Origin of the sequence: Paenibacillus xylanilyticus, assembly GCF_047246825.1 — a bacterium.
GTDB classification, from domain to species: Bacteria; Bacillota; Bacilli; order Paenibacillales; family Paenibacillaceae; genus Paenibacillus; species Paenibacillus xylanilyticus_B.
Genome location: NZ_JBFOLB010000001.1, coordinates 3,071,902 through 3,098,690 on the forward strand (window position 1 = coordinate 3,071,902; position 26,789 = coordinate 3,098,690).

Consider the following 26,789-nt stretch of genomic DNA (forward strand, 5'->3'; position numbering starts at 1 on the left):
GAGGTAGGCATAACGTGCGGTCCAAAACCTTTAACCGGGCATGGTTTAACCAGTTCATTCCTTTTGTTGTACCACTACTCATTCTGGCTCTGTGGCAATGGCTGACTGCATCCGGAGTTGTTGCAGCCAATATTTTGCCCCGTCCCGCTCAAGTACTGGAGGCCTTCATTCGTCTGCTTGGTAACGGTGAACTACTGAACAATATCAGTATTAGCGCCAGACGAGCTTTGGGAGGATTCCTCATTGGTGGGGGTCTGGGTTTTCTGCTGGGAGTGCTGAACGGCATCTCCTCCCTTGCGGAAAAGATCGCCGACTCCTCGGTACAGATGATCCGTAACATTCCGCATCTGTCCTTGATCCCCCTCGTTATTGTGTGGTTCGGGATCGGTGAAGAAGCAAAATTATTTCTCGTTTCCCTGGGTGTATTCTTTCCGGTATATCTGAATACGTTCCACGGCATACGATCGGTCGATCCCGGTCTGATTGAAATGGGCAAAGTATATGGCCTCAGCCGTTGGTCCCTTTATAAAGACATTATCCTACCTGGTGCACTGCCTTCCATTCTCGTGGGTATTCGTTATGCACTTGGCATTATGTGGCTGACCCTTATCGTAGCCGAGACGGTTGCGGCGGATGCGGGGATTGGCTACATGGCGATGAATGCGCGGGAATTCATGCAGATGGATGTAATCGTCTTAAGCATTCTGCTATATGCCCTGCTGGGCAAGCTGTCCGATACCATCGCCAAATGGCTGGAACGGCGCTGGCTGCGCTGGAACCCGGCTCTATCCCGCAAGTAAAGCCAAAGGAGCGTGAATTGATCCATGAGCACAAGTCAGATCAGTCCTTTTCTTCAAGTAGATAGGGTTCAGAAATCGTATGATCAGCGGACAATTCTATCCGACATCAATGTCAATGTAAGACAAGGGGAATTTGTAGCCATCGTTGGACGAAGTGGTTGTGGCAAAAGCACTTTGCTGCGTCTGATCGCCGGGCTGGAATCCCCCTCTTCCGGAAGCGTTATGCTGGGCAACAGAAAGCTTGGCAGTACAGCACCAGAGACACGGTTTCTGTTTCAGGAAGCCCGACTGCTGCCTTGGAAATCCGTGCTCGACAATGTACGGCTGGGAATCCCCGACAAGAACAAGGAAGATGCACGCCAGTCGCTTCGCAATGTAGGACTTGGAGAGCGTGAAGGTGACTGGCCGGGGGTATTATCTGGCGGACAAAAACAACGTGTTGCCTTGGCACGGGCACTCGCAAGTCATCCGCGTTTACTGCTGCTGGATGAACCGCTGGGTGCATTGGATGCTTTGACCCGAATTGAGATGCAGCAATTAATCGAACGCTTGTGGGTAGAAGAAGATCTGACTGTCATTCTGGTCACTCATGATGTCAGTGAGGCGGTTGCGCTGGCTGACAGGGTGCTGTTAATCGAGGATGGTCATATAACGATGGATACCCGAATTACGCTGGAGCGTCCACGTGTTCGGGACAGCGGGTTTGCTCATTTTGAAAATCTTATTTTAAATCGCTTGTTGACTCCTCCACAAGAGACACCACAGCAGATAGCCCAGAAACAGATATCATTCTCGATCTAATTCCACTGGAAAGAAGGTATGATTATGCAATCCCTCTCAACCGTTCCCTCTCCTCCTGTTAAAGATCTGTTAAATCAAATTCCGGCTTATACACCTGCCAAATCCATGGAACAGATCCGGCGGGAATTGGGACTGGAAAGTGTAGATCGACTTGCAGCGAACGAGAATCCGTTTGGCTCTTCTCCCCTGGCAGCGGAAGCAGTCAGATCGCTGAGCTCCGATCTTCTGGCTCAATACCCCGACGGTTCCAGCCAACTGCTGCGTGACAAACTTGCGGAACGTCTGGGTGTGCGTACCTCCCAACTGGTATTTGGCAGTGGATCATTCGAGCTCCTAACCCTTACCGCCCAAGCCTATCTTAATCCCGGCGAGGAATCACTCATTCCGGTCCCCTCCTTTAATTGGTATAAGGGCGCTACGCTGCTGGCAGGCGGGGTTATTCATGAAGTGCCTTTGGTCAACCATTCACTGGACCTGGAGCAATTCCGGCAGCGGATCAATGCTTCTACCCGAATCATCTGGCTGTGCAATCCGAATAATCCAACCGGAACCATTTTCACGGCAGATGCCCTGCTTGGTTTACTCGAACATGTGCCCTCCCATGTCGTGGTTGTCCTGGACGAAGCGTATTATGAATTTGCGGAAAGTGAAGATTATCCTGATACGGTTAAGCTGCTGGAGCAGTATAATAATCTGATTATTTTGCGAACCTTCTCCAAAATATATGGACTTGCCGGCCTGCGAATTGGATATGGCATCGGGAATGAAAGCATCATTGAAGGCATTAACCGGGTCAAGCTGCCCATCAGTTTGACAGCCACCTCCCAAGCCGCTGCTTCAGCCAGCCTGGATGATCATGAATTTGTTTCTCATTGCCTGCACTACAATCGTCAGGGACGGGAAACGTTAATGCAGTCCTTTGATCATTGGAAGTTACCCTACATCCCTTCCGAAACGAATTTCATGATGGTGGATCTGTTGCAGGATAGTGGACCGATTACCAAAGAATTGTTAAACAGAGGCATCTCTGTCCGCGGCGGTGCCGAATTCGGCATGCCTACCTGGCTTCGGATTACAATTGGCACACCTGAACAGATTGCCCGTCTGATCGGTGAGCTTGATTCACTGTTACATTCAAACAATTAGAATAGGTCACTTTCCTAACTTCTTTACGCACACTTCTTTTAAGCCGCCCTCTTTACATCTCGCGTGAATGTGATATATGCTGTGTACACAACTGCATATCTTGAACGATTGCACTAGGGGAGCCTTGCGGCTGAGACGAATAAATGTATTCGGACCCTTTGAACCTGATCTGGATCATACCAGCGGAGGGAAGTGGAGCGGACTTTTAGTTAACGGATTTTTTTCATATTCATATGAACATGAATGTCGGTTGAACTTAACAGGCCCACTCATTTCTCCGGAAATGGGCGGGCTTTTTCGCATTTACTTACATACAGATCGCAAACAACGTGCATTTCCGTTCAGGCAGTTTTTATTCCAAGGGGGTCCAGGAACCAAATGAGCAACGATGTACAGATTGACAACATGACCTTTACTTTTCCGGATCAGAGACATTCCCCCGTCCTCTCCAATGTGTCGATGTGTGTAAAAAAGGGAGAGTTCGTCTCGCTGATCGGCTCCAGCGGGTCGGGCAAGAGCACACTCTTCAAGCTGCTGGCAGGCTTGCTTGAACCGACAGACGGCACGATCGAAATTGCTGGGGTGCCGCCTGGACAGCGACTTGGGCGAGTCGCCTACATGCCGCAAAAGGATTTGCTGTTATCCTGGCGGACGGTTATGGAGAACTGCCTGCTTCCCTCGGAGCTTGCCCCGAGGAAGCAGGACAAGGTAAAGCTGCGAGCTGACATTATGGCCGGACTCGACAGATTCGGCTTATCCGGCTATGAGCATGCCTACCCGGACAAACTGTCCGGCGGCATGAAGCAGCGGGTCGCCCTGCTGCGCACCTTGCTGACAGGAGGACAGCTGATGCTGCTGGACGAACCCTTTGGCGCGCTCGATGCCATGACCAAGCGGGAGATGCATCGCTGGCTACTTGAATTGTGGGAAAGCCTCGGCAAAACGGTGCTGTTCATCACGCATGATATCGAAGAAGCCCTGTTATTAAGTGACCGGATTGTCCTTCTGACTCCTGGCGGTCGGCAGCTGCTGGACATCACGGTGCCTCTGCCCCGTCCGAGACATTCGGGCATGGTCTACGATCCGGATCTTATTCAGATGCGACAACGGTTGGAGGAACAACTACATGCGAAGCTTTAACGTCAGCAAATGGTTTGCCCGCTATGGCCTGTTCGCTGCGCTTCTCCTCCTGATGCTGGTCGGCTGGGAATGCATCGTGCGATTAGGCTGGGTCCCTTCCTTCATTATCCCTGCACCTACATCGATAGTGAGTTCTCTAGTTGAGCATCGGCATCTGCTCCTGGGAACCCATCTGCCTGCCACATTGATGGAGGTGGCAGTTGGCTTCGGCTTGTCCATCGTTGCCGGAAGCGCTCTGGCAGCGGGCATGCACCTCAGCCGTTCGATTGAAAAGGCGCTGTATCCCTTCATTGTGATCAGCCAGACGATTCCACTCATTGCCCTGTCCCCCGTATTCATTCTATGGTTTGGCTACGCACTCTGGAGCAAAGTGGCTGTGGTGTTTCTGATCGCTTTCTTTCCGATTGTGGTCAGCACCTATGATGGTCTCCGTCAAGGCGACCCGGAACAGCGCGAACTGCTGATGACCATGGGAGCACGCAAGTGGGATCTGTTCCGCAAGCTTCAGGTACCTCTTGCGCTGCCCTCTTTCTTTTCGGGATTGAAGATGTCGGTGGTGTACTGCGTGGTTGGCGCAACCATTGGCGAATGGCTCGGAGGCAGTAAAGGTCTTGGTTATTTCAGCCGCAGAATGTCCAGCAACATGAATACCGATGCAATGTTTGCCTCCATTCTGCTGTTATCCTTGCTGGGCATCGGTCTGTTCGTGCTTATTGCCTGGCTAGAGCGAACCCTTGGATTGAAGCCGAATGCAGACCATGCAGGCAGAGGAAAGTCGATGAAAAGGCAATCGCAATGAGATAACAAGTGCTGCTCCTTCCTGTCGATCTCTTTGACACATATCAGCGATTGGAACTAAACAAAAATGAACGAAACGAGGCCCATTTATCCATGAGAAAAAAGAAACTCTTTCACATCCTGCTTCCTGCCCTCATCTGTTTACTGTTGATCGTCAGCGGTTGTGGCAATACAGGTGACAACCCATCATCGTCCGATTCCATTCCTCAGGCACAGGGCAAAGATTCAACAACAACCGGATCGTCGTCTGGTGACCATGATTCATTGTCCATCATGCTCGACTGGTATCCGAACGCAGTCCATTCCTTTATATACGCAGCACAGGAAAAGGGATATTTTGCAGACCAAGGTCTCGATGTGGACATTCAGATGCCTGCCGATACGAATGATGCGCTCAAACTTGTTGCTGCTGGCAAAGTGGACCTGGCGCTGAGCTATCAGCCGCAAATTTTGCTAGCCCGTGGAGAAGGCATTCCCGTACGTTCCATTGCTGCTGTCGTTCGGCATCCACTCGTTCATCTGCTGACGGAAACGGACGGCAACGTGAACTCGCCCAAAGATCTTGAAGGACTGACGGTAGGGTATTCCTCCGTTCCCCTATATGAAGCCATGGTGCGTACGATGATTAGTCAGGATGGCGGCGATCCGGACCGCATGAATTTGGTGGATGTCGGTTTTGATCTGATCCCTTCGCTGGCCTCCGGTCAGGCCGATGCGATCATGGGTGGTTTTATCAATCATGAACAGTTGATTCTGGAGAAAGAAGGTCATCCCGTTAAGTCGATTAATCCAGTCGATTACGGCGTGCCGGATTACTACGAACTCGTTCTCACGGCAAGCGACGAGGGAATCGAGGCGAAGAAGGATCAGCTCACCCGCTTCGTCAAAGCAATCCAGGAAGGTCAGAACTATGTGACGGAGCATCCGGAAGAAGCATTGAACATCCTGCTCGCACACGAAAATGAGACGTCCCCGCTGGATCGGGAAATTGAAACAAAAAGTCTGGACATTCTGCTTCCGCTCATGACCGAAGAAGGTACCCCGTTTGGCTGGCAGGAGTCTTCCTCCTGGGAAAACGTGCGGAAGTGGCTGGTACAGCGTGAATTGGTTCCGGATTCGATACAGTCCGAGGATGCGTTTATCAACTTGCAGGAGGAGTAAGAAGTACAGTTGCTGCTATAAAAATAATGGCTTATCAGGAGGGAATTTTATATGTCATATCTGGCACGTGTTCGTACTCATAATCCACTTGTTCACAATATCACCAACATCGTGGTCGCTCCCTTTACAGCCAACGGTTTGCTTGCACTCGGTGCCTCTCCCTTCATGGCCTATGCGCATGAAGAGGTAGCCGATGTCGCCAAAATGTCCGGAGCGGTAGTGCTTAACATTGGCACACTGGATAACAAGGTGGTTCAAGCCATACGCCTCGCCGGACAATCGGCCAATGCCCATCATGTACCTGTTGTACTCGACCCGGTAGGAGCTGGCGCTACGGCCTATCGCACGGATACGGTTCAGATGCTCGTACGTGAGCTTCGACTTACCGTACTGCGGGGTAACGTGGCGGAGGTCGCCAATGTCATAGGCGAGAACTGGAGCATCAAGGGTGTCGATGCAGGCCAAGGCGAAGGTGACCGCACCGGGATCGCCGAGCGGGCAGCGCAGAAACTCGGCTGTGTAGTTGTTATCACCGGACATGAGGATGTCATTACGGATGGGCAGACCACGTTCCTGACGCAAAATGGACATGCCCTGCTTACCCAGGTCACTGGCGCAGGATGTCTGCTCAGCTCTATCATAGGTGCCTTTGCTGCGATTGCTCCGTCAGGAGAAGAATTGCTCGGCAGCGTTGTCGAAGCACTCGCCTTCTATGGCGTTGCGGCAGAGATTGCGGCAGAGCGCACATCCAGTCTTGGGCCAGGCAGTTTCCAGATCGAACTGTTAAACCAGCTTGCGTTGGTAACCCCGGAATTGCTTGCGCAGCGGGCTCGGGTACGCCAGGTTGGCGGTGATGCAGGATGAGTATGGCACAGGCACTCACAATTGCCGGGTCGGATAATGGCGGCGGGGCGGGCATTCAGGCAGATCTGAAAACTTTTCAGGAACTAGGTGCTTACGGCTTGTCTGTCATTACGGCTGTTACAGCACAGAATACGCTTGGCGTTCAGGGGGTATATCCGGTTCCCTTGGAAGGTATCGCCCGGCAGCTCGATTCCACGGGTGAAGACTTTCAGCCTGGGGCGGTAAAGACAGGCATGCTCTTCAGTGCAGAGACCATTCGTTTGGTGTCCGAGAAATGGCGGCAATTCGGCTGGTCCAATCTGGTCATTGATCCGGTTATGGTTGCGAAAGGCGGTGCCCCGCTGCTTCAGCAGGAGGCGGTGCGGGCGCTCATCACGGAGCTGCTTCCCCATGCACTGATTACGACGCCAAATATACCGGAAGCGGAGCTGCTTACCGGGATAAGCATCCGGAATCTGGCGGAACGTGAAGAAGCCGCCAAGCAGATCGTGCACATGGGCTCTGCGTATGCTTTGGTCAAAGGTGGTCATGCTGAGGGTAACGGGATGATCGTGGATGTGCTCTACGACGGCACGTCCTTTCATTATCTGGAGAACGTGCGGATTGTAACACGCCACACCCATGGGACGGGCTGTACCTATTCCGCCGCCATCACGGCCGAACTGGCCAAGGGTTCGTCTGTACTGGCAGCCGTAACAACCGCGCGAGCATTTATTCAGGCAGCCATTGAGGATGAACTCGGGATTGGGGCCGGTCACGGGCCGACGAATCATTTTGCGTATCAGCGCAGACAGCGGGGTGAGCAGTGATGCGCAGATGGGATGCAGAAGCGGTACGCCGTGCGATGCAGGTGTACTTGGTGATGGGCAGCGTAAACACTTTGCTGAACCCGGTGGAGGTGCTGCGCCAGGCCATCGCTGGCGGCATCACGCTGTTCCAGTTCCGCGAGAAGGGAACTGGTGCACTTACAGGCGAAGCCCGCATCTCGCTTGCGATGCGTCTTCGCGAGGTGTGCAGCCAGCACGGCATTCCGTTCATCGTGAACGATGATGTGGAGCTGGCTGTGGCGGTAGAGGCCGACGGCATGCATGTCGGCCAGGACGATGCGGACGCGGCGCTGGTACGCGCCCGCATCGGAGCGGGGCGGATGCTTGGCGTATCCGCCCACTCCGCGGAGGAAGCCCGCCGTGCCGTGCAGGCGGGCGCCGACTATCTTGGCGTCGGGCCCATGTACCCGACGCGGTCCAAGGCGGATGCCCACGCTGTGCTGGGCCCCGCCGGGGTGGCGGAACTGCGCGCCGCAGGCATCGCAGTTCCGGTGGTCGGTATCGGCGGCATTACGCCCGATACCACGGCCGCCGTGATGGCGGCTGGAGCCGACGGCGTAGCCGTCATCTCCGCCATCGCGGGCGCGGCCGATGTGCGCGCAGCGGCTGCGCAGTTCGCTGAGGCGGTGCTCGGGATGCAGGCGTAAGCCCTGCCCTCCCTGCACCGCCTCCCCCTTTTCACGCTGAGGCGACGATGTTCATCCTGATTGGCAACCCTCATGAATTTTTCAAAGCCCCTCTTTTCTATCCGGGATGCAAGCCGTATGGCTCGCATCTTTTTTTACATGATTACCTGTTGACTCTCACGTAACGTGACGCTGTACAATCGGTGGTGTAAGGAGGTATTCCACATGGCCATGAAAGTAAAAGAAGTTGCCGAACTTGCCTCGATCAGTGTGCGCACACTGCATCATTATGACGAGATCGGATTATTGACACCGGACGAAGTCACTTCCGCCGGTTATCGATTGTATTCAGATGCCAATCTGGAAATGCTGCAGCAAATTTTGTTTTTCAAAGAGCTCGATTTTTCCTTGAAGGATATCAAAAGCATTATCACCAACCCCTCCTTTGACCGGGAGGAAGCACTAAATATGCACCGCCGTATTTTATTGGAGAAGCGCCAGCGCCTCGACCAAATGATCGCCACGATTGATAGAAGCGTCCTGCACATGAGAGGAGAGATTCATATGACTACAAAAGAACAGTTCGAAGGATTCGACTTCAGTGAAAATCCGTATGAACAGGAAGCAAGAGAACGCTGGGGAGACCAGGCTGTGGATGAAGCGAACCGGAAACTTCAGAGCAAATCTCCCAGGGAACAGAAGGCTCTGTCCGATGAAATGAACAAAATCTATACCCGCTTGGCAAAACTTCGCCATACAGACCCAGCCTCTGATGAGGCTCAAGAGGGGATTACCGAATGGTATACCTATCTGAACAACATGGGCAGCTATTCTCCGGAGGCCTTCAGAGGACTCGGACAGATGTATGTGGATGACGAGCGCTTTACCCGTAATATAGATCAATTTGGTGAAGGCTTGGCCTTGTTCATGAGGGATGCGATGGCAGTCTTTGCCGACCGCAAGAGCTAATGGTTCCCTCATTAAATTCGATTCCACTCCAACTGCAAAGAAGGGACGTACGCCATTAGGCGTCACGTCCCTTCTCCTGTATCTCAGCCGCAATGTGATCGACCCCTTCCGGTCTTTCACTCTGAGTACATTTTAAGTTTTATAACCAGCAGCCATATTGCACTGTTCCCGTTACTAGACTCCGACTCTGTTTACGCCCTTGGCGCATGGTCCGATGACGATGCTGGTGATGCCAGGCTGGTCTTCGCCATCCGTCCCGGAATCTGCCAAGCGGATACCATTGCCAGTACGATGAACAACAGATCAACCGGCTCACTGAAGTAGTCCGTAATGGTTGCGAAGAATTCACTGATGATCTCACCATCGAACGCCAGCTCCATCATTCCGATATCACCGAACAGCTGGGATGTAAAATAGATAACCGTAAGATATTTGCCCAGCAAAATGCCGAGAAGTGCAAAAATGACAGCTATGATTTTATGTACCGTTGCAATCCGTTTGTTGGAGAACAAAACCACTGCGTACCCCGTAAGTGCCCCAATCAGGATCGCGACAAGCCCAACCTCATATTCGGTCGATGCTGCGATTGCTGCCCACACGGCTCCCCCTACAATTGCTGCAATTAACCCGCCGATGATCGGCAGGCCAATCTTGATTCCTTGTTTCTCTTCCACGTGTCTTTCCCTCCTGAGTCATGCATATGCTAATTTTCCAGAATTCACCTTTCTTATGAAACCACAAAATGTGCTTTCTTTCAACAAATTTCTGCTTTTTTTCTGAAAATTAAGAGAAAGGCATTGGGGCAATTCCACATCATTTATATGCAACACAAAAATCCCCTCCACCAGCCTTAAGCTGAAGGAAGGGATCTATGAATTACATCATTTAAAGCGAAAACTCCGGTTACTCTTACACTTGCGATGCGTTGGAAGGTTGAATGACTGCAGCAATTTGGGCCAGAATGGCATCTACGGAAGCTGGATCGTGCACATCATATTCATCAATGTTCAAACGAAGTACGGGGCAAGCCGTGAATTGATTAATCCAAACCGAATAGCGCTCGTGCATATGTTCCCAATAGGAACGATCCGTTTGGATTTCCATCTCGCGTCCGCGTTCCGTAATCCGATTCAAAATGGACGGCAAACTGCCTTCCAGATAGATCAATACATCCGGATGCGGGAAATACGGTGTCATCACCATCGCTTCAAACAAACTGCTGTAGGTTTCAAAATCTGTGGCCGACATCGTGCCTTGATCTGCATGCATTTGCGCAAAAATACCTGTATCTTCATAAATGGAACGATCCTGTACGAATCCCCCGCCCAGCTCAAATATTTTCTTCTGTTCCTTAAAGCGCTCCGCCAGGAAGTAGATTTGCAAATGGAAGCTCCAACGCTCGAAATCATGGTAGAACTTCTCCAAATATGGATTATGATCGACCTGTTCCAGAGAGGTCTTGAAATTCAAACGCTGTGCAAGTGCTGCCGTTAACGTAGATTTCCCCACGCCAACCGTACCTGCTACCGTAATTAATGCATTCGCCGGAATGCCATAGTTATTCATGTGATATACTCCTTTATCTGGTTAACAATCTGTCTGAAATGTTCAGGATGCTCTACAAAATCCAACTGCTCTGCATCCACTTTAATAATCGTAGGCGGGTTGGCGCTTTCTGCCAAGTAAGACATGCCTGTCTTGTAATCCGCAATCAGTTGTTCCATATATGCCGGATCCATGTCCTGCTCAAAGGAACGTCCACGTTTGTTAATGCGGTACATTAACGTATCAAGCTCCGCTTCAATATATAACACCAAATTGGGTTTGGGCAGATCATCGGTTAACAGATGGTAGATCTGACGGTACTTATCCCGTTTGGTTCCTTTCAGGGTACGTTCGGCAAAAATCATATTTTTGTAGATATGATAATCCGATATGACGGGCGTATTTTGTTTAATATAGTGTAGACCTGTGTCTTCCAACTGCTTGAACCGGTTGCATAGAAAAAACATTTCAAGCTGGAAGCTCCACTCGTCAATATTTTGATAGAAGGAAGCCAGAAAGGGATTCTCTTCTACAATTTCCTTCACCAGCGGAAGGTTCAATTCCTTGGAAAGCATCGTTGCCAGCGTGGTTTTCCCCGCTCCAATCGCACCCTCCACCGCAATAAACGGGGCTGATTTCATCGTGTTCCTGCTCCTCCTTGACCTCATGCGTGTTTCCGTTTCTGTATAGACCTCACCTATTGTATCACAGCTTCGCGGAGTCGATGGCCAGTATTTTATGTATATAAATGAATTTTCACCTATAGCCCGAAACATCATATAAATGGTAAAATACCCCTTTGTTAACCAACTTGTTTTTATATTACATGCCGAAGGAGATTACACCTTGATGAGTTTGCTCAAAAAGTCTATGAAACTGCCCATGATGATTGTTCTGTCCATTCCACTCGTAGTGAGCGGGTGCAGCTCGCCTTCCAGTAGTGCGATATCCCCTTCTGCCGAATCGTCAAAAACCCCTTTGGACTCTTCTACAGAGACGATTAAAGCTGCCACACATTCTGGGGAAGAGCATACTTTATTATCGGATAATAAAGAAATTCAGGTCTCTGTCCCTTCCAATTGGAAGAAGTATTCCAACAAAAACGTAGAAATGTTGTTTACAGCATCGGATCAACAGGAAAATAGCGGGCTGTCCATCACCCGGGTTTCCAAATCTGACTTGGCCGCAGGATCAACTCTCGAAGATGCCTTCAATATTTTCAATGATCCCTTTTCCACAGGCTTGGAGCCCGGGCCTGATACGGATACATACAAGCTCAACATGGATTCCAAAACAGCCTCTGTCATAGAATCCAAAGGAAGTCTTAATGGTAAAGAGGTTTATTACTTGAATGCTGCCTTGGAAACAGACAATCATTTCTATCGGATCTTCCTGTTTCACCCCGACGGCTCGGCCAGCGTGGATCATGATACTTTTGTACGCATTGCGCAGTCGGTCAAGATCCTTAATGATGAAATGACAACGGAAGATCCCGGACGTTCATCTATCGTAAAAAAAACGTTAACCAGCGAGGATGGTTATGTCCAGATTCGAATTCCTTCCAACTGGTCAACCAGCCTGAGCCTAGTGCCTGACGCGGATCTGCAGGCCTCTTTCGTCAACAATGAGGATTATATGGCTGTTCTGCATGAGGCGAAGGAAGATGTGGGAGCTGACATCACCCTGCAGGATTATTACGATCTCATCATGGAGAATAACGTGAATCCGGAGGGGAATGCATCCATTTCAGAACGGGTACCTGTGACCATCAATGGAATGACTGGATGGCAGGTTGAAGTGCGAACGGAAGTAGAACGAATGAAGATCGGTTATGTATATACTTTTTTGGAATCGGCAACTCACTTCTCACAGGTTATTTTCTGGACATTTGAGAGCCGATTTGACCAGGCTAAGGATGATTACAAGGAATACACCGAAACCTACAGTGAAAGCCAATAGTTTACAAAGTACCTCTCCCCGTATGACTCGTTCATACTTGGAGAGGCTTTTTTATAGTCTCCGCAGAGCCATGCTATTTTAACAATTCAATTAAAATATGAAAAATACGAAAATAAACTGAAAGTTTTAGTGCTAAAGCATCATTTTATTTTCATTACTAACATTCATATGACTTTATTACGATATATTCCATGAATACTACATGTCTGGAGGTCCTAGAAGAGTCTGGAATGATTCGCATATACGAATAGATCAAAATTAGCTAGAAAAAGGAGAGAAACAAGTTGTTCGCTAAGATCCGATGGAGTACCATGCCTTTCTTTGCCAAAAACCTCGTTATATCTTTCGGTAGCATTATGTTGATTGGAATCATCCTGATTACAGCAGGATATCAGCTGCAAAAAAACGTGCTCAGTCAGCAACTTTATGATCAGGCAAAAATTACAACCCAGAAATGGTCTGACGATCTGGATTCCGGCAGAGTGCTCGAAGCTATGAATGAGAAAAGCTATGACGGGCCTGTACAGAAAGAACTGCGGGACTACCTGGATTCCATTCATGTATTGTATCCCAACATTGCCCAGGCTTACATCTTCGGAACCGAACTGGAGGAAGGCAACCAAACGTCCATCATCGCCATTCCGACCAACCTGGTCCAGCCTTTCGAGGAAGGCAACCTGACCGCAGGCTCGATGTACACACTCCCCCCAGAAAATGCCCAAGCAACGGTAGATATGAAGAACGATGGGCAGCCATCTTTAAGCAGCTTTTATACCGATGAGTACGGTACCTGGACAACGCTTGTATATCCGATCAGAAATGCGGAGGGCCATACGTACGCAGCACTTTACTTTGATGTCGATGCAAGCGCTATTCCCAAAGGACTTCATAAGCTTATTACATACAGCAGTATGTTTCTTGTAGGCTTCCTGCTTCTGTTTATGATCCTTCAATATGTCCTATTGAAAAAAACGCTAACTCCGATTCGCAACCTGATGAAAGGTATCGATGTTGCCAGCTCGGGGAACCTGGATGTATCCATCCAGACAGGACGGGATGATCTGGGGATCATTAATCAGAAATTCAATACGATGATTGAACGATTCAATGATACGATGTCCAAAGTCCAAATGACATCACATCACCTGTCCAATTCATCCAAGAAATTATTAGAAATCTCAGCAAATAACAATGGTAATATTCAAATCATCAGCACGAATATCCGGGATATCTCACTCGGCCTTCGCTCTCAGGATCAGGCATCCGTTGAGAATGCGCGTGCCATGACGGAAATGTCCACCGTTGTTCAAACGATCGCAAGCAGTTCCTCTGAGGTAGCCGATGAAGCGCTGAGTATGGAACAGCGTTCCCATTCCGGTCATGAGATTATGCTGCAAGTCATTGAGCAAATGAACCTGATTTCGGGTGCTGTAAAACACACATCCGAGTCCATCCGATCTTTGGAGAATCGTTCCAACGAAATTAGCGGCATTGTAAATATCATTACGGACATTGCCGGTCAGACCAATCTGCTGGCATTGAATGCTTCCATCGAAGCAGCCCGCGTGGGTGAAGAAGGAAAAGGGTTTGCCGTTGTGGCGGGAGAAGTACGCAAGCTGGCAGAACAATCACAGGAATCGGCTAAGCAGATCCGCTCGTTAATTGACGAGATTCAGCGGGATATCATGCAATCGGCGGAAGCTATGCAGCTTGGTTCCCGTGAAGTGGAAAAAGGCTCCCAAGTTACCAGGGAGACAGGCGAATTCTTCGGGGATATTCTGACTGCCACGAACAAAGTAGCGAGCCAAATTCAGGACATCTCCAGCTCTACAGAGGAAATTTCCGCCAGCACACAAGAGATGTCTGCAACGGCGGATGAACTGTCCGCGAGTGTTAGCAAGGCAGCGAACAGCAGTAAACAGATTGAACAGTCGATTGCTGAACAGGAAGCTTCCATGGCTTCCATTGTCAGTGCTTCGGACGAACTCTCTGCGGTATCGAAGCAGCTGCAGGAACTGATCTCATTCTTCAAAGTTAAACAAGTGAATTAACCGATTCAAAATGGCATCTCACAAAAAAAGATCTTCCCTGTTTCCGGGGAAGATTTCTTTTTTATCATATCTTGGTCCCATTCACTGGGATTTGTCACTTGAAGTTTCGGTATCGTCTTTCTTCTTCGTGCCTTTGCTTTTATAAGGCTTTGGGGCACTTTTCGCCCGGTTGGCACTGGCTTGCCAGCGATTCCAGCCCTTTTTGCCGGTACCGCGTCCTGTGCCGCCCTTACCCTTTGCTTTACTCATTTTATCACTCCAATAATCCTGTATATGCTTAAAAATGACCGTCCTCGGTACCTTTTATCGTAACCCAGCCCATAGTATTCACTTCCAGCATTTCTTATTATAACAAAAATCGGTGCCTTTACGTCCTTCCCGCCAAATTACATTTCAGACTTCGCTTGCCCTGCCGGCTTAACCTCTCTTAGAACCCGAAGAGATAACAGGAAACAGACGGCCAGAACGGCAGCAGCCGAAACGTAAGGATAGTTAATATTTACATCAAACAAGGCTCCAGCGACAATTGGACCTGCGATATTACCCAAGCTCGTATAGGCGGAGTTCAATCCGGCAACAAACCCCTGCTGTTCCTCTGCCAGCTTGGACATCTGAGTGCTGATTGCAGGACGCAATATATCCATCCCCAGAAATACGATGAAGGTTACAACCAGGATGAGCCAGTACGTGTGCACAAATAGCGTGAGCAGCACAAACACCGCTACGAAGAGCAGACAGATTGAAATCACTTTCTTTTCGCCAAATCGGTTGAGCAGCCAGCCGATCAGGGATACTTGCACCACTGCACCCGCAATGGAACCAAACGTAATAATGAATGCAATATCTTTGGTAGTAAAACCGAATTTGTGATCCACAAACAGAGAAAATACGGTTTCATAGTTGGCCAGGCCAAATGCCATGACAAATACGATAATAAGACTGAAGAAGTACGGCTCCCGGTACGAATTCAGCAGCTGGGATACCATCCCCGGCGTTTTGCCCTTTGTTGTACCTGCAGCAGGTTTACTTGCTTCACCTGTACTTCGTGTCGATTCCGGCAAAATAATCAGGGTGATGATGGCTGCCAGCAATCCGGCAACCCCTGCCGCATAGAACGGAATCCGAATGCCGAAGTCCGCGATATATCCGCCGATTCCCGGTCCAATGATGAATCCGGTCGTAATGGCCGCATTAATCAGTCCCATGCCCTTGCCGCGCTCTTCTTCCGTAGTGATATCTGCGGTATAGGCCATAATCGATGGGAAGATCATCGCTGCACCGATCCCGCCCAGCATCCGGGCTGCGAAGAGCAGCACTGGCGCATTGACTGCACCAAACATAAACTCTGATACGGCAAAGATCAGCATGCCGCCTACAATAATTTTTTTACGGCCAAATGCATCAGACCACCTGCCCGCAACCGGAGAAAACAGAAACTGGGTAAAGGAGAATGCTGCTACCAGCAAACCAACCGTGAACCCAGTGATATGCAGTAGATCCATATACGCAGGCATGATTGGTACCACCAACCCAATACCTGTAAACACGAGAAAAATATTAAACATTAATAGCAGGAGTGCGCCCCTGTTTCTTGTCAGTAATGCCATGATTGAATCCTCCGTAAATTGTCAAAATGTTGCTTCTTATAGCTAAAACAACCCTTTTGTTTCTTAGTAATTTTTCAATCTCAATCCTTGCTTTTGGCGATCCCGTGCAGAAATACATTCGCCGCCTGGCGGTACAACGCCACAGCCTCCTCGGGCTTCATCCCGCGAGATAACTGGCTGAGTCCAATAATGGTACTTTCCAAAATCAGCGCCAGGTGATCAACATTGTCTTCCTTGAACTCTCCACTCTCAATGCCCTGCTGCACCAATTGTCTATTGAATTGAATATGCCGCTCAAACATCAATGCGATTCGTTCCTCAATATCGTTCTCTTTCTTTTCGCCGGTGAAGAATTCATCAGCTGCCTTGGTCAGCGGATGGTTCATGTCATCCAGGACAAGCTGTTCCGTTAGTCCATAGATCTTCTCGGTAGAGGTCTTGTACAGATGTTCCTTGGAAGCCCAGTTCTCTTCCCACTCCCGATCCCACTCATCAATCAGATAGAGAAACAGTCCTTCCTTGCTTTTAAAATGGTAATAAATATTCCCCTTGCTGCTGCCTGTGGCAGCCACAATATCTTCAATGGATGTGGCTTTATAGCCTTTTTGTACAAAAAGGGCTCTGGAGGCATCCGCAAGTTTCTTCTTGGTCTGCTCGGTTTGAAGTTGCTTTTTGTTCATATCATTTCACTCTCTCTCTTGCATACTGAACATTCGTTCTGTATTTTAACAGATCGCTGGAAATTAAGCAATACAAAAGGAGAATAAGGCCAACTACCTATTCTCCTTATTGATCTTATTTTATTTTTTTGCCCTGGCCGTGCAGTATTTTCAGCTGACCATTCTCATAACCGACTTGGTAAGTCACCTTATATTTCGTGGTCACATATTCGCCGTCCTTGCGCTCATCCGCTGTAATGGTCGCCGTGACTTCCAACTCATCATTCCCTTGATCAGTGGAAGAAATTCCGCTAATGGTCACGTAGCTTGTATTCAGGTATCCTTCCCGGAAATTGGCATAACTTGTACCGCTCTGCCATTCACTGCCCAGCAGTGCATAAGCGGTAACATAATCACTTTGGTTCAGGCTCAGATAGAAATTGGTCACCAACCCCTCTGCCTCGGCAGAAATACCACTTGTCCCGGTGTTACCACCTGTCGTCTGAACCACCGTTGTAGCGTTTGGCTTCTCGGACCATGCCTGCACCCGCTTCAGCACACTGGTGATCGGAATACTGAAACCAATGCCACCCTCCTGCTCCACGACAGCTGAATTAATGCCGAGCACTTCGCCCGTCTCCGCATGGATTAACGGTCCACCACTGTTGCCATGGGTAATCGGAGCCGAGATCTGATACAGATTACTGTAAATGTACGGTGGGATCTCGAAGCTGCGGCCCACACCGCTAATAATGCCTGTCGTCACTGTGTTCTCCAGCCCCAGTGGACTGCCCAGTGCCAACACCTCGTCTCCGGTCTCTGCTTTAGCTTTGGCGATGGTAAGTGGTGTAAGCTTTTTTAGATCCGGAACTCTGACGACAGCCACATCTGTCTCTTCCCCGATTCCAATTACCGTCCCTTTGTATTCCTCATGATTAAGTGTACGGACCGTCACTTCTTTTGAACCTTCCACCACATGCGCATTGGTGATGACGTCACCCTTCTCATTGTAGAGAAAACCGGAACCCAATCCACTGCTGCTTTCAATCGTAACCACTTTCTTCTGGCTTTCCTCAATAATCTGTTTGCGCGTCTTCTTCACCTTGGTACCGGTAGCCGTCTTCGCTGCCGTCGTTTCCGTTTCCTTTGCAGCCACTACAGCCAGTCTGGGCCCACCCTGCAGCTGATCCTCCGAATGCTGATGTATCCAGAACACGCCTCCTGCCCCGGCACCAATAATGATGGCACAGGATATGATCGTACTCCATGTTCGTTTGCTCATTCCAACCTGTCCTCCTATTCCAGATACCACGTTGCATTCACAACAGAGACTTGCGCTTCCTCGTACACACCATAATAGTAGGTTTCAAAAAAGCCTTCTTCGCCAACTTCCAGCCAGCTCGGATATACATCGACATAGGTCTGCCCCAGATAGGTGCCATCTGTACCATAGATATCGACCATAATCGTAACGGATGAGATCGGTCTCGTCGCATTGTTCACGATTGAACCACTGATGTACAGGTCACCATAGTTATCGAGTGCTGCATCCACGTTCACGACGCTTACGGCAGCCGTCCGGTTTTTCAAATCTTCTTCCGCGGCTTGCTGCTCAGCCAGCTGGATTCGTTCAGCTTCCGCTTTCTCAAACGCTTTTTTCTCACTCAGCACCCGCTCACGATATGCTGTCAGTTTGTCATCCTCCGGCGCATAGGACAGCCCCTGATCTACGGTTAACAGAGCAGCGGCAAAATCTTTTTTCTTCACTTGCTGCTCTGCTTGTTTGTAACTAATCCCCGCCAACTTGTCGGTAATTTGTTTCTGGACGGCCTGTGCCTCGTTACCTTTCAGCTTCGACACCGTATCCAGTTTCTCGGCCAGGGCCTCTACCGTTGTCAAACTATCAATTTCTTTCTTCACCTTCAGTACGGCAAGTGTAACCTTCCTGTTACTTAACGCCATGCGTACCTTGGCAAAAACGGGTTCCTCTCGCTCTTTCAGTTCTTTCGCAACCGCTTGAATGGTTTTATCCCCTGCGGACAGTTTGCCTGTCTTCAGACTCGCAGCAGCCTCGTTTAACTGATTCATCAGATTGAAGGCTTTCGCCGTAATTTGACGATCCTGCACCAGTGCATCGTAATTCGGTCGTTTGGCAATGGCTGCGTCCAGCAGCTGCAGGGCTTCTGTATATTCCCCGTCCAGTGCAGCCTTTTCGGCCTGTTGATGCAGTGACTGTACCTCTGCATTCATACTGCTCTCCTGGTTGTAGTAATACGTCAGTAGAGCGCCCATCACCGCTGCCAGCAGCAGCGGGATGATCCAGCTGAAGGCTCGGCCCGGGCCCTTGTTGTTCGGCTTAGGCGCAGGCTGCTGCCTCGATAACGAATGGGCTGTGTCTCCCGTTCCCGTTTCCAGACCAACTGCCGTTTCGGCCCAGATCTGTTCCTCTGTAGTGCTTGCATCTTTTAGTTTCGTTCTACACTTTCTGCATGTGCTGTCCCCTGGACTGCTTTTGGTCCCACATACGTGACAATACACCTTGATCCCTCCATCAAAAAGAACGTATGTATGTTTGCTGTTTTTACACGAATCGACATTTATCATATAGCAAAAAGGTAAAATACACCATATGTTATCCGGATATAAATGGTTCCTTTCCATGGCATGTGTGTGAATGTGCAGTTTTATATAAATAGGACAAAAAAAACCTCCCTACTATATAGTAGGAAGGTGCTGACTATCCATTCATGTTCTACTCTACTCTTGAGCCGGAAAGCTGCTCAGGTCCATATAGGAAACTTCCCAGAGGTGATCATCGGGATCCTGAAAACTCCATCCATACATGAATCCATGATCCTGTGGATCATTGTATGGCTTAGCGCCGGCATCCAGGGCGGCTTGTACGATGGTATCCACCTCTTCGCGGCTATCTACCGATAAGGCTACAATAACTTCCGCCGTATTCGCCGAATTCGAGATTTCCTTGTTAATAAAGGATTGAAACCGTTCCTCCACCAGCAACATGGCATAGATATTATCCCCAATGATCATGCAGGTAGCAGACTCGTCTGTAAAATTCGCATCGAACTCAAATCCTACTTTGGTAAAAAACTCAACCGACTTCTTCAAATCCTTAACGGGTAAATTGACAAAAATCTGCTTGGCGCGAACAGCCACCATCGACCACCTCAATCCAATAGAGTAGATTCTACCACAAAATAACATTCCGGACAGGGCCTGTCAATGCAAAAGATTTTACGGTGTAGACTCCAGCTGCTTCAGGAAAGGCTTGAGCTTATCCACCACATAATGGCTGCCCCCCCGGCCGTTCACGCCTTCAATGACCGCCGAAATTAGGAAGCTGGGGGACTGCGTGTCGAACACGACAACGAATCCGTTCTCCAGTCCCTGTTCACCCTTCTTCGCCTTCAGCTCGGCTGTTCCCGTCTTGGCTGCCAAATCCCCCGGAAGCGAGTTCAACGCATGAGCCGTTCCTCCCGAACGGGAAACAACCTGGCCAAGTGCATCCTTAACCGTATTCGCAGCATCCGGGGTGATGACAACCTCTGGCTCGGAGGTTTCCTTTCCCTCGATCAGAACAGGCTTCACCATTTTTCCTTCATTAATAAAAGGAGTGAACGACGACGCCAGATGAATCGGCGACATCAGCATTTCTCCCTGCCCATAGGATGTGTCTGCAAGCAGCACCTCGGAAGCCAGGTCCAAATTCGCTTCGTTGGCATACTGGCTCGGCTTCAAATATAATTCGTCCAGGCCAAAGTTATCTCCAAAACCAAACTTCTGTATGCCCTCAATAAACCGTTTGCTGCCCATCTCCAGTGCCTCCTGGGCAAAATAAATGTTATCCGAATAGACAAGTGCATCAACCATATTTACCGGGGTTAGACTCTTCACCCGCTTTACGTAGTAACCGCCCCAACTCTCATCCTTGCGCCACTGCAGACCGGATATATCATGGGTTTTATCCGCTGTTGTAACCTTCTCCATTAATCCCGCTGCTGCCGTAATCGCTTTGAAGGTTGAACCTGGTGCATATCGGTTGGTGAATCGGTTGATAAATGGAAGCTGTTCATCCGCAGAATACGCATCCCATTCCGCTTGAGTGAGTCCCGTAACCATTTTGTTCGGATTGTAGGCGGGTGCACTGGCCAGGGCCAGCAGGTTGCCATCGACCGGATTCATGAGCACTGCTGCTCCGGCATCTCCGCCACTCGATAACGCCTTATACAGCTCCGACTGTGTTTCCGCGCTGATGGTTAACCGTACTTTTTGTCCGTTTACCGCATCCTTGCGTATGAGCTCCGAGAGGACTTTGCCGGATTCATCCGTGATTTCGATTAAGCCTCCGCGCTCCCCTCGAAGCTGCTTCTCCAGCGACTGCTCCAGCCCCGCTCTTCCGATCCAATCTTCAGCACGGTAATATCCTTCCTCATCCTTCTCCAGATCTTCCTGAGTGACCTTGCGCACATAGCCAATCAGATGTGCAGCCGATTCACCGAGCGGATAGTAGCGGATTTCCTTGGACTGTAACTTTACTCCACTTAATTGTTCAGGAATGTCAGACTCCTCTGTTGAACCAATGGGGACAAAATACTCCGGCTTCACCCATTTTTGCGACAGGGCATTGTTGATGACATCTTCTGACACCTTGTAATGCTTCGCTACTTGGGCAATCATGGCCTCCGGATGTTCACCAAGCTTCTCGGGCACAATGCCCCACTCGTTTACCGTGCCCTTGGTAGCAAGCGGCAAACCGTCCCGATCCACAATATCTCCACGTTCCGGCATAAGTGTCCTCACTCTGACTTTGCTTCCTTTAATCATGTCACTCAGGATCATCGAAGGCTGCCAGTTAATCCGCCACACTTTGCTGCCGTCTTCCGTTTCCAGCCGGACAAGCTTCAGTGTCTGTGTCTCGTTCACTTCTCCAAGGAAGGTCGTTAACTGCAGGTTGTAATCCACTTCATAGGCATCCGGATTCTGTTCAGGCTTGGCTGTGTTTTGCTCTCCGCTGCCCTTGTTTCCTGCTGCACTGCTATCTGCCGTCGCCTCAGACACTTTCGGCTTCACTTCTGCCTTAATCGCCGATACCTCCATGCCCGAATAGATGGCACTATACTTTTCGATAAACTGTTCCCGGTCCATGCCGGACTCATCCAGCGAAGCAGGCGTCATCAACGTATACAGCTGATCAAATTCCTGCTTCTGCAAATGCTCTATGTATTGATCCACGGTTGCCTCTGGCTTCGCTTCCTCTGCTTTGCTGTTCTGCATGTATAAATATGCCCCGATTCCGCCAGCAAACAGAAGGGGGAGAAGTCCATATATGATTTTGCGTTTTGATTTTTTCATGGTCAGATCACCTCTAATATATACTATAGATTTCCAGAGCCCCTGAAACAATGGAACAAATCTGACGAATTTATCATTAAAAATAGCCGAATGCTCACATAATATGTTTAAATAAGGAGAGTGAAATTACAGGCAAAGGAGCCCGATGATGGAAATCAGCTATTTTTTACTCCCCAAAGACGAAGTGGCTTATATCAAGTCCTCCGCTTCCATGAAGGAAGCGCTCGAACAGCTTGAAGCACAGCATTATACCGCCATTCCCGTGATTGACCAGGACGGAAAATATGTTGCTACCCTGTCCGAAGGCGATTTGTTATGGAAAATGCGGAGCACCCCCGGACTGACTTTTGATAACATGGATCAGGTTCAGGTGCATGAAATTAGCAACCGGGTATATAATGAATGCGTCTTCATCAAAGCAGAAATGGAGGATATGCTGACACTGGCAGCGGACCAGAATTTTGTTCCTGTTGTGGACGTGGACCGCGTCTTTCTTGGCATTATCCGGCGCAAGGATATTATTGAGTATTACACACGTAACATTTCTGATTAATTCAATAACGAAAGCCACCTGCAGTTTTCCCTGCAGATGGATGAAAAAAAGGCGAGCACTCTTTGCTCGCTTTTTTTGCTGCCCATATTCTCCTTTTTCTTCCATACACTCTCTTCTCTCAACTCGTTCTCACGCTATTTTAGTGTAAGAAAACAATAAACATATTGCGCATTATTCGACAAATAACTACAATAATTATCATCATACGACATAATTAAGGAGATAAGTCGTGTTTTTACAGCCCTTACGCCGCAAGGGTCCTACGGTTTTTTTCAGAATTTGTTCAGAATGCTTTAGTACAATGAGCACATCTTTTTTTTATTTAGTGCAGATCCATTTCAGTAACATCAGAGAGAGGTATTCCATTGAATTATTTAAGTACACGCAACAAGATTTTGGTCACGGCTACGGTGATCATGTCTTGTATTTACGTCATTTGGCGTACGTTCTTCACGATTCCTTTCGGCCATGGCCCTCTCGCCGTGACCGCCGGTCTTGCCCTCCTTATTGTCGAACTCATCGGCATGTTCGAACTGGCCGTCCACTTTTACAATATGACCCGGCTTGAATATCCAGAGCTTCCAGTGGTAGACAAGACGTTATATCCGGATGTGGATGTCTTTATTGCGACCTACAATGAACCAACATCCCTTCTCTTCAAAACGATTAACGGCTGTCTTAACATGGATTATCCAGACCGTTCCAAAGTACATATCCATCTGTGTGACGATTCCAATCGTCCCGAGATGCGGGAGCTGGCCGCCCATCTGGGCATCAACTACCTGACGCGGACAGAACACAAACACGCTAAGGCTGGTAATTTAAACAACGCCATGAAGCATACTTCTTCCCCCTGATCGTCACCTTTGATGCCGACATGATTCCGAAGCATGATTTTCTGACGTCCTGTGTTCCGTATTTTCTGACAGGAGAAAAGATCGGTTTCGTGCAGACACCGCAAAGTTTCTACAATCCCGATCAATTCCAGTACAACCTCTACTCCGAGAACCGGATTCCGAATGAGCAGGATTATTTCTACCGTGACGTACAGGTGGGACGCAACAAATCCAATTCCGTGATCTACGGCGGGACCAATACCGTTCTCTCCAGACAGGCACTGGAAGACGTAGGGGGCTTCTATACAGGTTCCATTACAGAGGACTTTGCAACAGGCATTGAAATGCAGAGCAAAGGGTATCGCTGCTTCGCAACCAACAAGGTACTGGCATCCGGGCTTGCTCCTGGCGATCTGAAGAGCCTCATCAAGCAGCGTCAGCGCTGGGCACGCGGTTGTATTCAGACCGGCAAGAAGATGAACCTCCTGTTCAAGAGAGGCCTGAGTTTTGCTCAAAAATTAAACTATATCTCTTCGATTACCTATTGGTATTCCGGACTGAAGAGATTGCTGTATATCATGTCACCCATTCTGTTTGCCGTCTTCGGCATTCTTGTCGTGAAATGTACGATACTTGAAATTTTGATTTTTTGGCTGCCGATGTATTTACTGACCAATACCTGTCTGCGCATGCTGTCAGGCAATATTCGAACCACCAAATGGACCAATGTCTATGAAACCATTCTGTTCCCGTCCCTGCTGCCAGCCGTCATTCTGGAGACGCTTGGCATCACCATGAACAAATTCGTCGTGACCCGCAAAGATGGTGCGCAAAATGATGACCGGAACTATCAGATCAAACAGATGATTCCCCATCTCATCCTGGCCGTGCTGTCCATCATCGGTATTGTAAACTGCATTCACTGGACGTTCAGTCAGGGCACGATCGGTTTCCTTGTGGTGCTGTACTGGCTGTTGATTAACTTCTACAACATCATGATGTCCATCTTCTTCCTCGCCGGGCGCAAAGTATTCCGCAACCACGAGCGTTCACTCGCTTCTGTGGACTGCACGATTACGACCGAAGGCGAGACGATCTCCTGCCTTACGCATGATCTGTCGGAAGGCGGAATATCCGTGATGCTGGATAAGCCGAAATACATTCCGAGTGATGTTGAGGTCAGCATCAGGCTGGTTAACGATCGATATGCGAGTGAATTTACAGGCAAGGTCGCTCACGTGGCATCCATCGGCAATCGCTGGAAGTATGCTTTTATCGTCAAGGAAATGACAGAAGAGCAGCAGCGGCAGCTGCTTCATATTATCTATGACCGCGAGCCTACGCTTCCTCAGAAGCTGGACAAGGATATCAGTACGTTTGAAGACATTCGCCTGAATTTTGTACGCAGAGGGCAGAGTGAGTTCATGTCCAACCGGAAGCTGGCACGTATTCCGTTGAATCGTACGGTGAACACATCCAAGCATGGAGCAGTTACCCTGCTCGATTTTAACTATGAATATGTTCTGCTGGAGACGTCCCGCCATGATCTGGCCTATGAGATGAAACTCCCCCTTGCCGAGGACCTGACACTGGACTGTATATGGGTGCAGTCCCTGCGCAACAAACGCGGAAATCTCTACCGGGTAACCAACATCGGGGACATTGTACGCAACCACCAAATGGAGGCCCTGGAGGCTTTGCTTACACAGTGGAATAGTGAGCAGCGGCAGCCTGGCCGTCCAAACGTCACAGCGAAAGACAAACACTTCTCGGACGATGAACTCAACGAGATGGCTTATTTATAGAGCGGAGGCAAGCAACACATGATCAAGAAGTGGAAACAACTGACACTTGTCGCCAGTCTCGCCGCATTATGGAGCCTGCTTCCGGTGCAGGCTGTTCAAGCCGAACAGCTTAATCTGAGCGGGAATACCATCCGTGCATGGAATAACGGGACCCAAGTGGACGCCAGTGTCGACAAATCCGGAAGCCTGCAGATCATCACCTCTACGCAGGGACTCCAAAAAGGCTATTATTCCGCCTACGTCTATGAACTGCGGAACAGGGACTGGTCAGGCTACGGTGAATTGACCTTCTCCATCCGCAATGAATCGGATCAGACTTTACCCTTAAATGTTGTATTTACCCGAGCAGATCAGAGTTCCGTTACGGTATCGGACGATCGAAATGTCATTGTCGTTCCGAAGGCAACCAAGGAGGCAGCATTGGTTCACCCTGTTGCAGGTCTGATCAAACTGGAGCCGGGATTTGTCGGACAGATCCGCATCCCCTTTTCCAGTCTGATGGTTCAGGACAAGGCCAAAATGACAGGCCAGGTGAAGCTGAGCAAAATCACCGGCTGGGGCATTACGACGACGACCACCGAGAATGCCAAACTGAACTTCCGGGTCGGAAACATCAAGCCTGTATCCCAAAAGCAAGCCGCTGTGGAGAATGAATTAACCACACTTCAGATCACGGGAGACGAGCGGATTGTAAAGCCGGAAGCGGGTGAATCCATTGCGCAATATGAAGTCCTAGCCGCTTCAAGCAAAGGGTTACCCAATGCTTCCTTTCAACTGGACAATCCCGTGCAAGGGGCTTCCATCACACCAGATGGCTTGCTTACGCTCCAGACTGGGGTTCAACCTGAAAGTCTCACCATCCGTGCACTCGTGAATGGAAAATGGAACCTGACCTACACCGTTATGCTGGACCGCTCAACGTCCATAAGCGTGCAGGAGAAGGATGGAACTACACGCTCCATCCCGTCACCTGATCAGGTAACCAAGGTGTTAACCCCCTCCAATCCGCTAATGAAGCCATGGGTGGAATGGCTTATCCGCATTGTCCTGACGACAGCCGGAATCATTACGCTTGCTGCCTACTGGCTGTGGAGAAAAGACCGGCACACACCCCGTGCCCAAAAAAGGCGTGCCCGCCGTGCTCAGCGCCGGGCGAGACGTCCATTCAGGATGTAAGGCTGAACTCCGGCAGGCTGGATCACATCCCTGGATGCAGGTACAGCCTGTCTTTCTTTAGCCTGGATACATGCTGCATTCTTATATGATCCT

Annotated in this window: 26 protein-coding genes and 1 riboswitch; of the genes, 16 read left to right on the forward strand and 10 right to left on the reverse strand. The window is 49.4% G+C overall.

Going from position 1 to position 26,789, the window contains the following annotated elements; translation table 11 throughout:
• The first annotated feature begins 14 nt into the window (after positions 1-14).
• The 10 genes from AB3N00_RS13675 to AB3N00_RS13720 all read left to right on the forward strand — a co-directional run bounded on the left by AB3N00_RS13675 (position 15) and on the right by AB3N00_RS13720 (position 9,132).
• Positions 15-800: an ABC transporter permease subunit gene (locus AB3N00_RS13675; protein ID WP_113056161.1), complete on the forward strand. Its 786-nt coding sequence runs from the start codon at positions 15-17 to the stop codon at positions 798-800.
• A 24-nt stretch (positions 801-824) separates the two neighbouring features.
• Positions 825-1,601 (forward strand): ATP-binding cassette domain-containing protein, encoded by a 777-nt coding sequence (locus AB3N00_RS13680; protein WP_127538417.1) that lies wholly within the window; start codon positions 825-827, stop codon positions 1,599-1,601.
• A 24-nt stretch (positions 1,602-1,625) separates the two neighbouring features.
• Positions 1,626-2,747, forward strand: a complete 1,122-nt coding sequence (gene hisC / locus AB3N00_RS13685; RefSeq protein WP_413035007.1) for a histidinol-phosphate transaminase — start codon at positions 1,626-1,628, stop codon at positions 2,745-2,747.
• 105 nt (positions 2,748-2,852) lie between these two features.
• Positions 2,853-2,955: riboswitch (TPP riboswitch) on the forward strand.
• Between the two features lie 170 nt (positions 2,956-3,125).
• Positions 3,126-3,887 (forward strand): ABC transporter ATP-binding protein, encoded by a 762-nt coding sequence (locus tag AB3N00_RS13690; protein WP_413035008.1) that lies wholly within the window; start codon positions 3,126-3,128, stop codon positions 3,885-3,887.
• A complete protein-coding gene (locus tag AB3N00_RS13695) occupies positions 3,874-4,686 on the forward strand; it encodes an ABC transporter permease (RefSeq protein WP_413035009.1) in 813 nt (270 codons plus the stop codon). Before AB3N00_RS13690 ends, AB3N00_RS13695 begins: the two co-directional genes overlap by 14 nt.
• Before the next feature lie 92 nt (positions 4,687-4,778).
• Positions 4,779-5,846 carry an ABC transporter substrate-binding protein gene (locus AB3N00_RS13700; RefSeq protein WP_413035010.1) on the forward strand — a complete coding sequence of 356 codons (1,068 nt, stop codon included), beginning with the start codon at positions 4,779-4,781 and terminating at the stop codon, positions 5,844-5,846.
• Between the two features lie 51 nt (positions 5,847-5,897).
• Positions 5,898-6,710 (forward strand): hydroxyethylthiazole kinase, encoded by an 813-nt coding sequence (gene thiM / locus AB3N00_RS13705; RefSeq protein WP_413035011.1) that lies wholly within the window; start codon positions 5,898-5,900, stop codon positions 6,708-6,710.
• Positions 6,707-7,519 (forward strand): bifunctional hydroxymethylpyrimidine kinase/phosphomethylpyrimidine kinase, encoded by an 813-nt coding sequence (gene thiD, locus AB3N00_RS13710; protein ID WP_413035012.1) that lies wholly within the window; start codon positions 6,707-6,709, stop codon positions 7,517-7,519. The genes thiM and thiD overlap by 4 nt, the downstream gene beginning before the upstream one ends.
• Entirely contained in the window at positions 7,519-8,184 is a 666-nt protein-coding gene (thiE, locus tag AB3N00_RS13715) for a thiamine phosphate synthase (RefSeq protein WP_413035013.1), read from the forward strand. Before thiD ends, thiE begins: the two co-directional genes overlap by 1 nt.
• Before the next feature lie 204 nt (positions 8,185-8,388).
• Positions 8,389-9,132 (forward strand): MerR family transcriptional regulator, encoded by a 744-nt coding sequence (locus AB3N00_RS13720; RefSeq protein ID WP_413035014.1) that lies wholly within the window; start codon positions 8,389-8,391, stop codon positions 9,130-9,132.
• A 191-nt stretch (positions 9,133-9,323) separates the two neighbouring features.
• Here AB3N00_RS13720 and AB3N00_RS13725 read toward each other — a convergent pair whose 3' ends face one another.
• The 3 genes from AB3N00_RS13725 to AB3N00_RS13735 form a co-directional block, all read right to left on the reverse strand.
• The gene (locus AB3N00_RS13725) at positions 9,324-9,806 is read right to left on the reverse strand and encodes a hypothetical protein (RefSeq protein WP_413035015.1); all 483 of its coding nucleotides are present in this window, start codon (positions 9,804-9,806) and stop codon (positions 9,324-9,326) included.
• A gap of 235 nt (positions 9,807-10,041) precedes the next feature.
• The gene (locus tag AB3N00_RS13730; protein WP_413035016.1) at positions 10,042-10,698 is read right to left on the reverse strand and encodes a deoxynucleoside kinase; all 657 of its coding nucleotides are present in this window, start codon (positions 10,696-10,698) and stop codon (positions 10,042-10,044) included.
• Positions 10,695-11,318, reverse strand: a complete 624-nt coding sequence (locus AB3N00_RS13735) for a deoxynucleoside kinase (RefSeq protein WP_413035017.1) — start codon at positions 11,316-11,318, stop codon at positions 10,695-10,697. Before AB3N00_RS13735 ends, AB3N00_RS13730 begins: the two co-directional genes overlap by 4 nt.
• A gap of 208 nt (positions 11,319-11,526) precedes the next feature.
• On the opposite strand from AB3N00_RS13735, the gene AB3N00_RS13740 reads away from it, so the two are divergent.
• The gene (locus AB3N00_RS13740; RefSeq protein ID WP_413035018.1) at positions 11,527-12,636 is read left to right on the forward strand and encodes a hypothetical protein; all 1,110 of its coding nucleotides are present in this window, start codon (positions 11,527-11,529) and stop codon (positions 12,634-12,636) included.
• Positions 12,637-12,947: 311 nt separating this feature from the next.
• Complete coding sequence (locus tag AB3N00_RS13745; RefSeq protein ID WP_413035279.1) at positions 12,948-14,687, forward strand: methyl-accepting chemotaxis protein; 1,740 nt, start codon at positions 12,948-12,950, stop codon at positions 14,685-14,687.
• Between the two features lie 81 nt (positions 14,688-14,768).
• On the opposite strand, the gene AB3N00_RS13750 is transcribed toward AB3N00_RS13745, so the two are convergent.
• From AB3N00_RS13750 to AB3N00_RS13780, 7 genes are all read right to left on the reverse strand, one after another.
• Positions 14,769-14,936 (reverse strand): DUF3934 family protein, encoded by a 168-nt coding sequence (locus tag AB3N00_RS13750; protein ID WP_413035019.1) that lies wholly within the window; start codon positions 14,934-14,936, stop codon positions 14,769-14,771.
• Between the two features lie 137 nt (positions 14,937-15,073).
• Positions 15,074-16,294 carry an MFS transporter gene (locus AB3N00_RS13755; protein ID WP_413035020.1) on the reverse strand — a complete coding sequence of 407 codons (1,221 nt, stop codon included), beginning with the start codon at positions 16,292-16,294 and terminating at the stop codon, positions 15,074-15,076.
• An 80-nt stretch (positions 16,295-16,374) separates the two neighbouring features.
• Positions 16,375-16,974, reverse strand: coding sequence for a TetR/AcrR family transcriptional regulator (locus tag AB3N00_RS13760; protein ID WP_413035021.1), 600 nt, complete (start codon positions 16,972-16,974; stop codon positions 16,375-16,377).
• Positions 16,975-17,089: 115 nt separating this feature from the next.
• On the reverse strand, positions 17,090-18,235 hold the full coding sequence (locus AB3N00_RS13765) for a S1C family serine protease (RefSeq protein WP_413035022.1): 1,146 nt from the start codon (positions 18,233-18,235) through the stop codon (positions 17,090-17,092).
• 14 nt (positions 18,236-18,249) lie between these two features.
• Positions 18,250-19,491 (reverse strand): FxLYD domain-containing protein, encoded by a 1,242-nt coding sequence (locus AB3N00_RS13770; RefSeq protein WP_413035023.1) that lies wholly within the window; start codon positions 19,489-19,491, stop codon positions 18,250-18,252.
• A gap of 219 nt (positions 19,492-19,710) precedes the next feature.
• Complete coding sequence (locus tag AB3N00_RS13775) at positions 19,711-20,130, reverse strand: VOC family protein (protein WP_413035280.1); 420 nt, start codon at positions 20,128-20,130, stop codon at positions 19,711-19,713.
• Positions 20,131-20,208: 78 nt separating this feature from the next.
• The gene (locus tag AB3N00_RS13780; protein WP_413035024.1) at positions 20,209-22,326 is read right to left on the reverse strand and encodes a penicillin-binding transpeptidase domain-containing protein; all 2,118 of its coding nucleotides are present in this window, start codon (positions 22,324-22,326) and stop codon (positions 20,209-20,211) included.
• Positions 22,327-22,474: 148 nt separating this feature from the next.
• Here AB3N00_RS13780 and AB3N00_RS13785 point away from each other — a divergent pair, with 148 nt between their 5' ends.
• The 4 genes from AB3N00_RS13785 to AB3N00_RS13800 all read left to right on the forward strand — a co-directional run bounded on the left by AB3N00_RS13785 (position 22,475) and on the right by AB3N00_RS13800 (position 26,696).
• The gene (locus tag AB3N00_RS13785; protein ID WP_095288594.1) at positions 22,475-22,879 is read left to right on the forward strand and encodes a CBS domain-containing protein; all 405 of its coding nucleotides are present in this window, start codon (positions 22,475-22,477) and stop codon (positions 22,877-22,879) included.
• Between the two features lie 365 nt (positions 22,880-23,244).
• Positions 23,245-23,736 carry a glycosyltransferase gene (locus AB3N00_RS13790; RefSeq protein ID WP_413035025.1) on the forward strand — a complete coding sequence of 164 codons (492 nt, stop codon included), beginning with the start codon at positions 23,245-23,247 and terminating at the stop codon, positions 23,734-23,736.
• Positions 23,736-25,520: a glycosyltransferase family 2 protein gene (locus AB3N00_RS13795; protein ID WP_413035281.1), complete on the forward strand. Its 1,785-nt coding sequence runs from the start codon at positions 23,736-23,738 to the stop codon at positions 25,518-25,520. The genes AB3N00_RS13790 and AB3N00_RS13795 overlap by 1 nt, the downstream gene beginning before the upstream one ends.
• Before the next feature lie 18 nt (positions 25,521-25,538).
• Complete coding sequence (locus tag AB3N00_RS13800; RefSeq protein ID WP_413035026.1) at positions 25,539-26,696, forward strand: hypothetical protein; 1,158 nt, start codon at positions 25,539-25,541, stop codon at positions 26,694-26,696.
• Positions 26,697-26,789 lie beyond the last annotated feature (93 nt).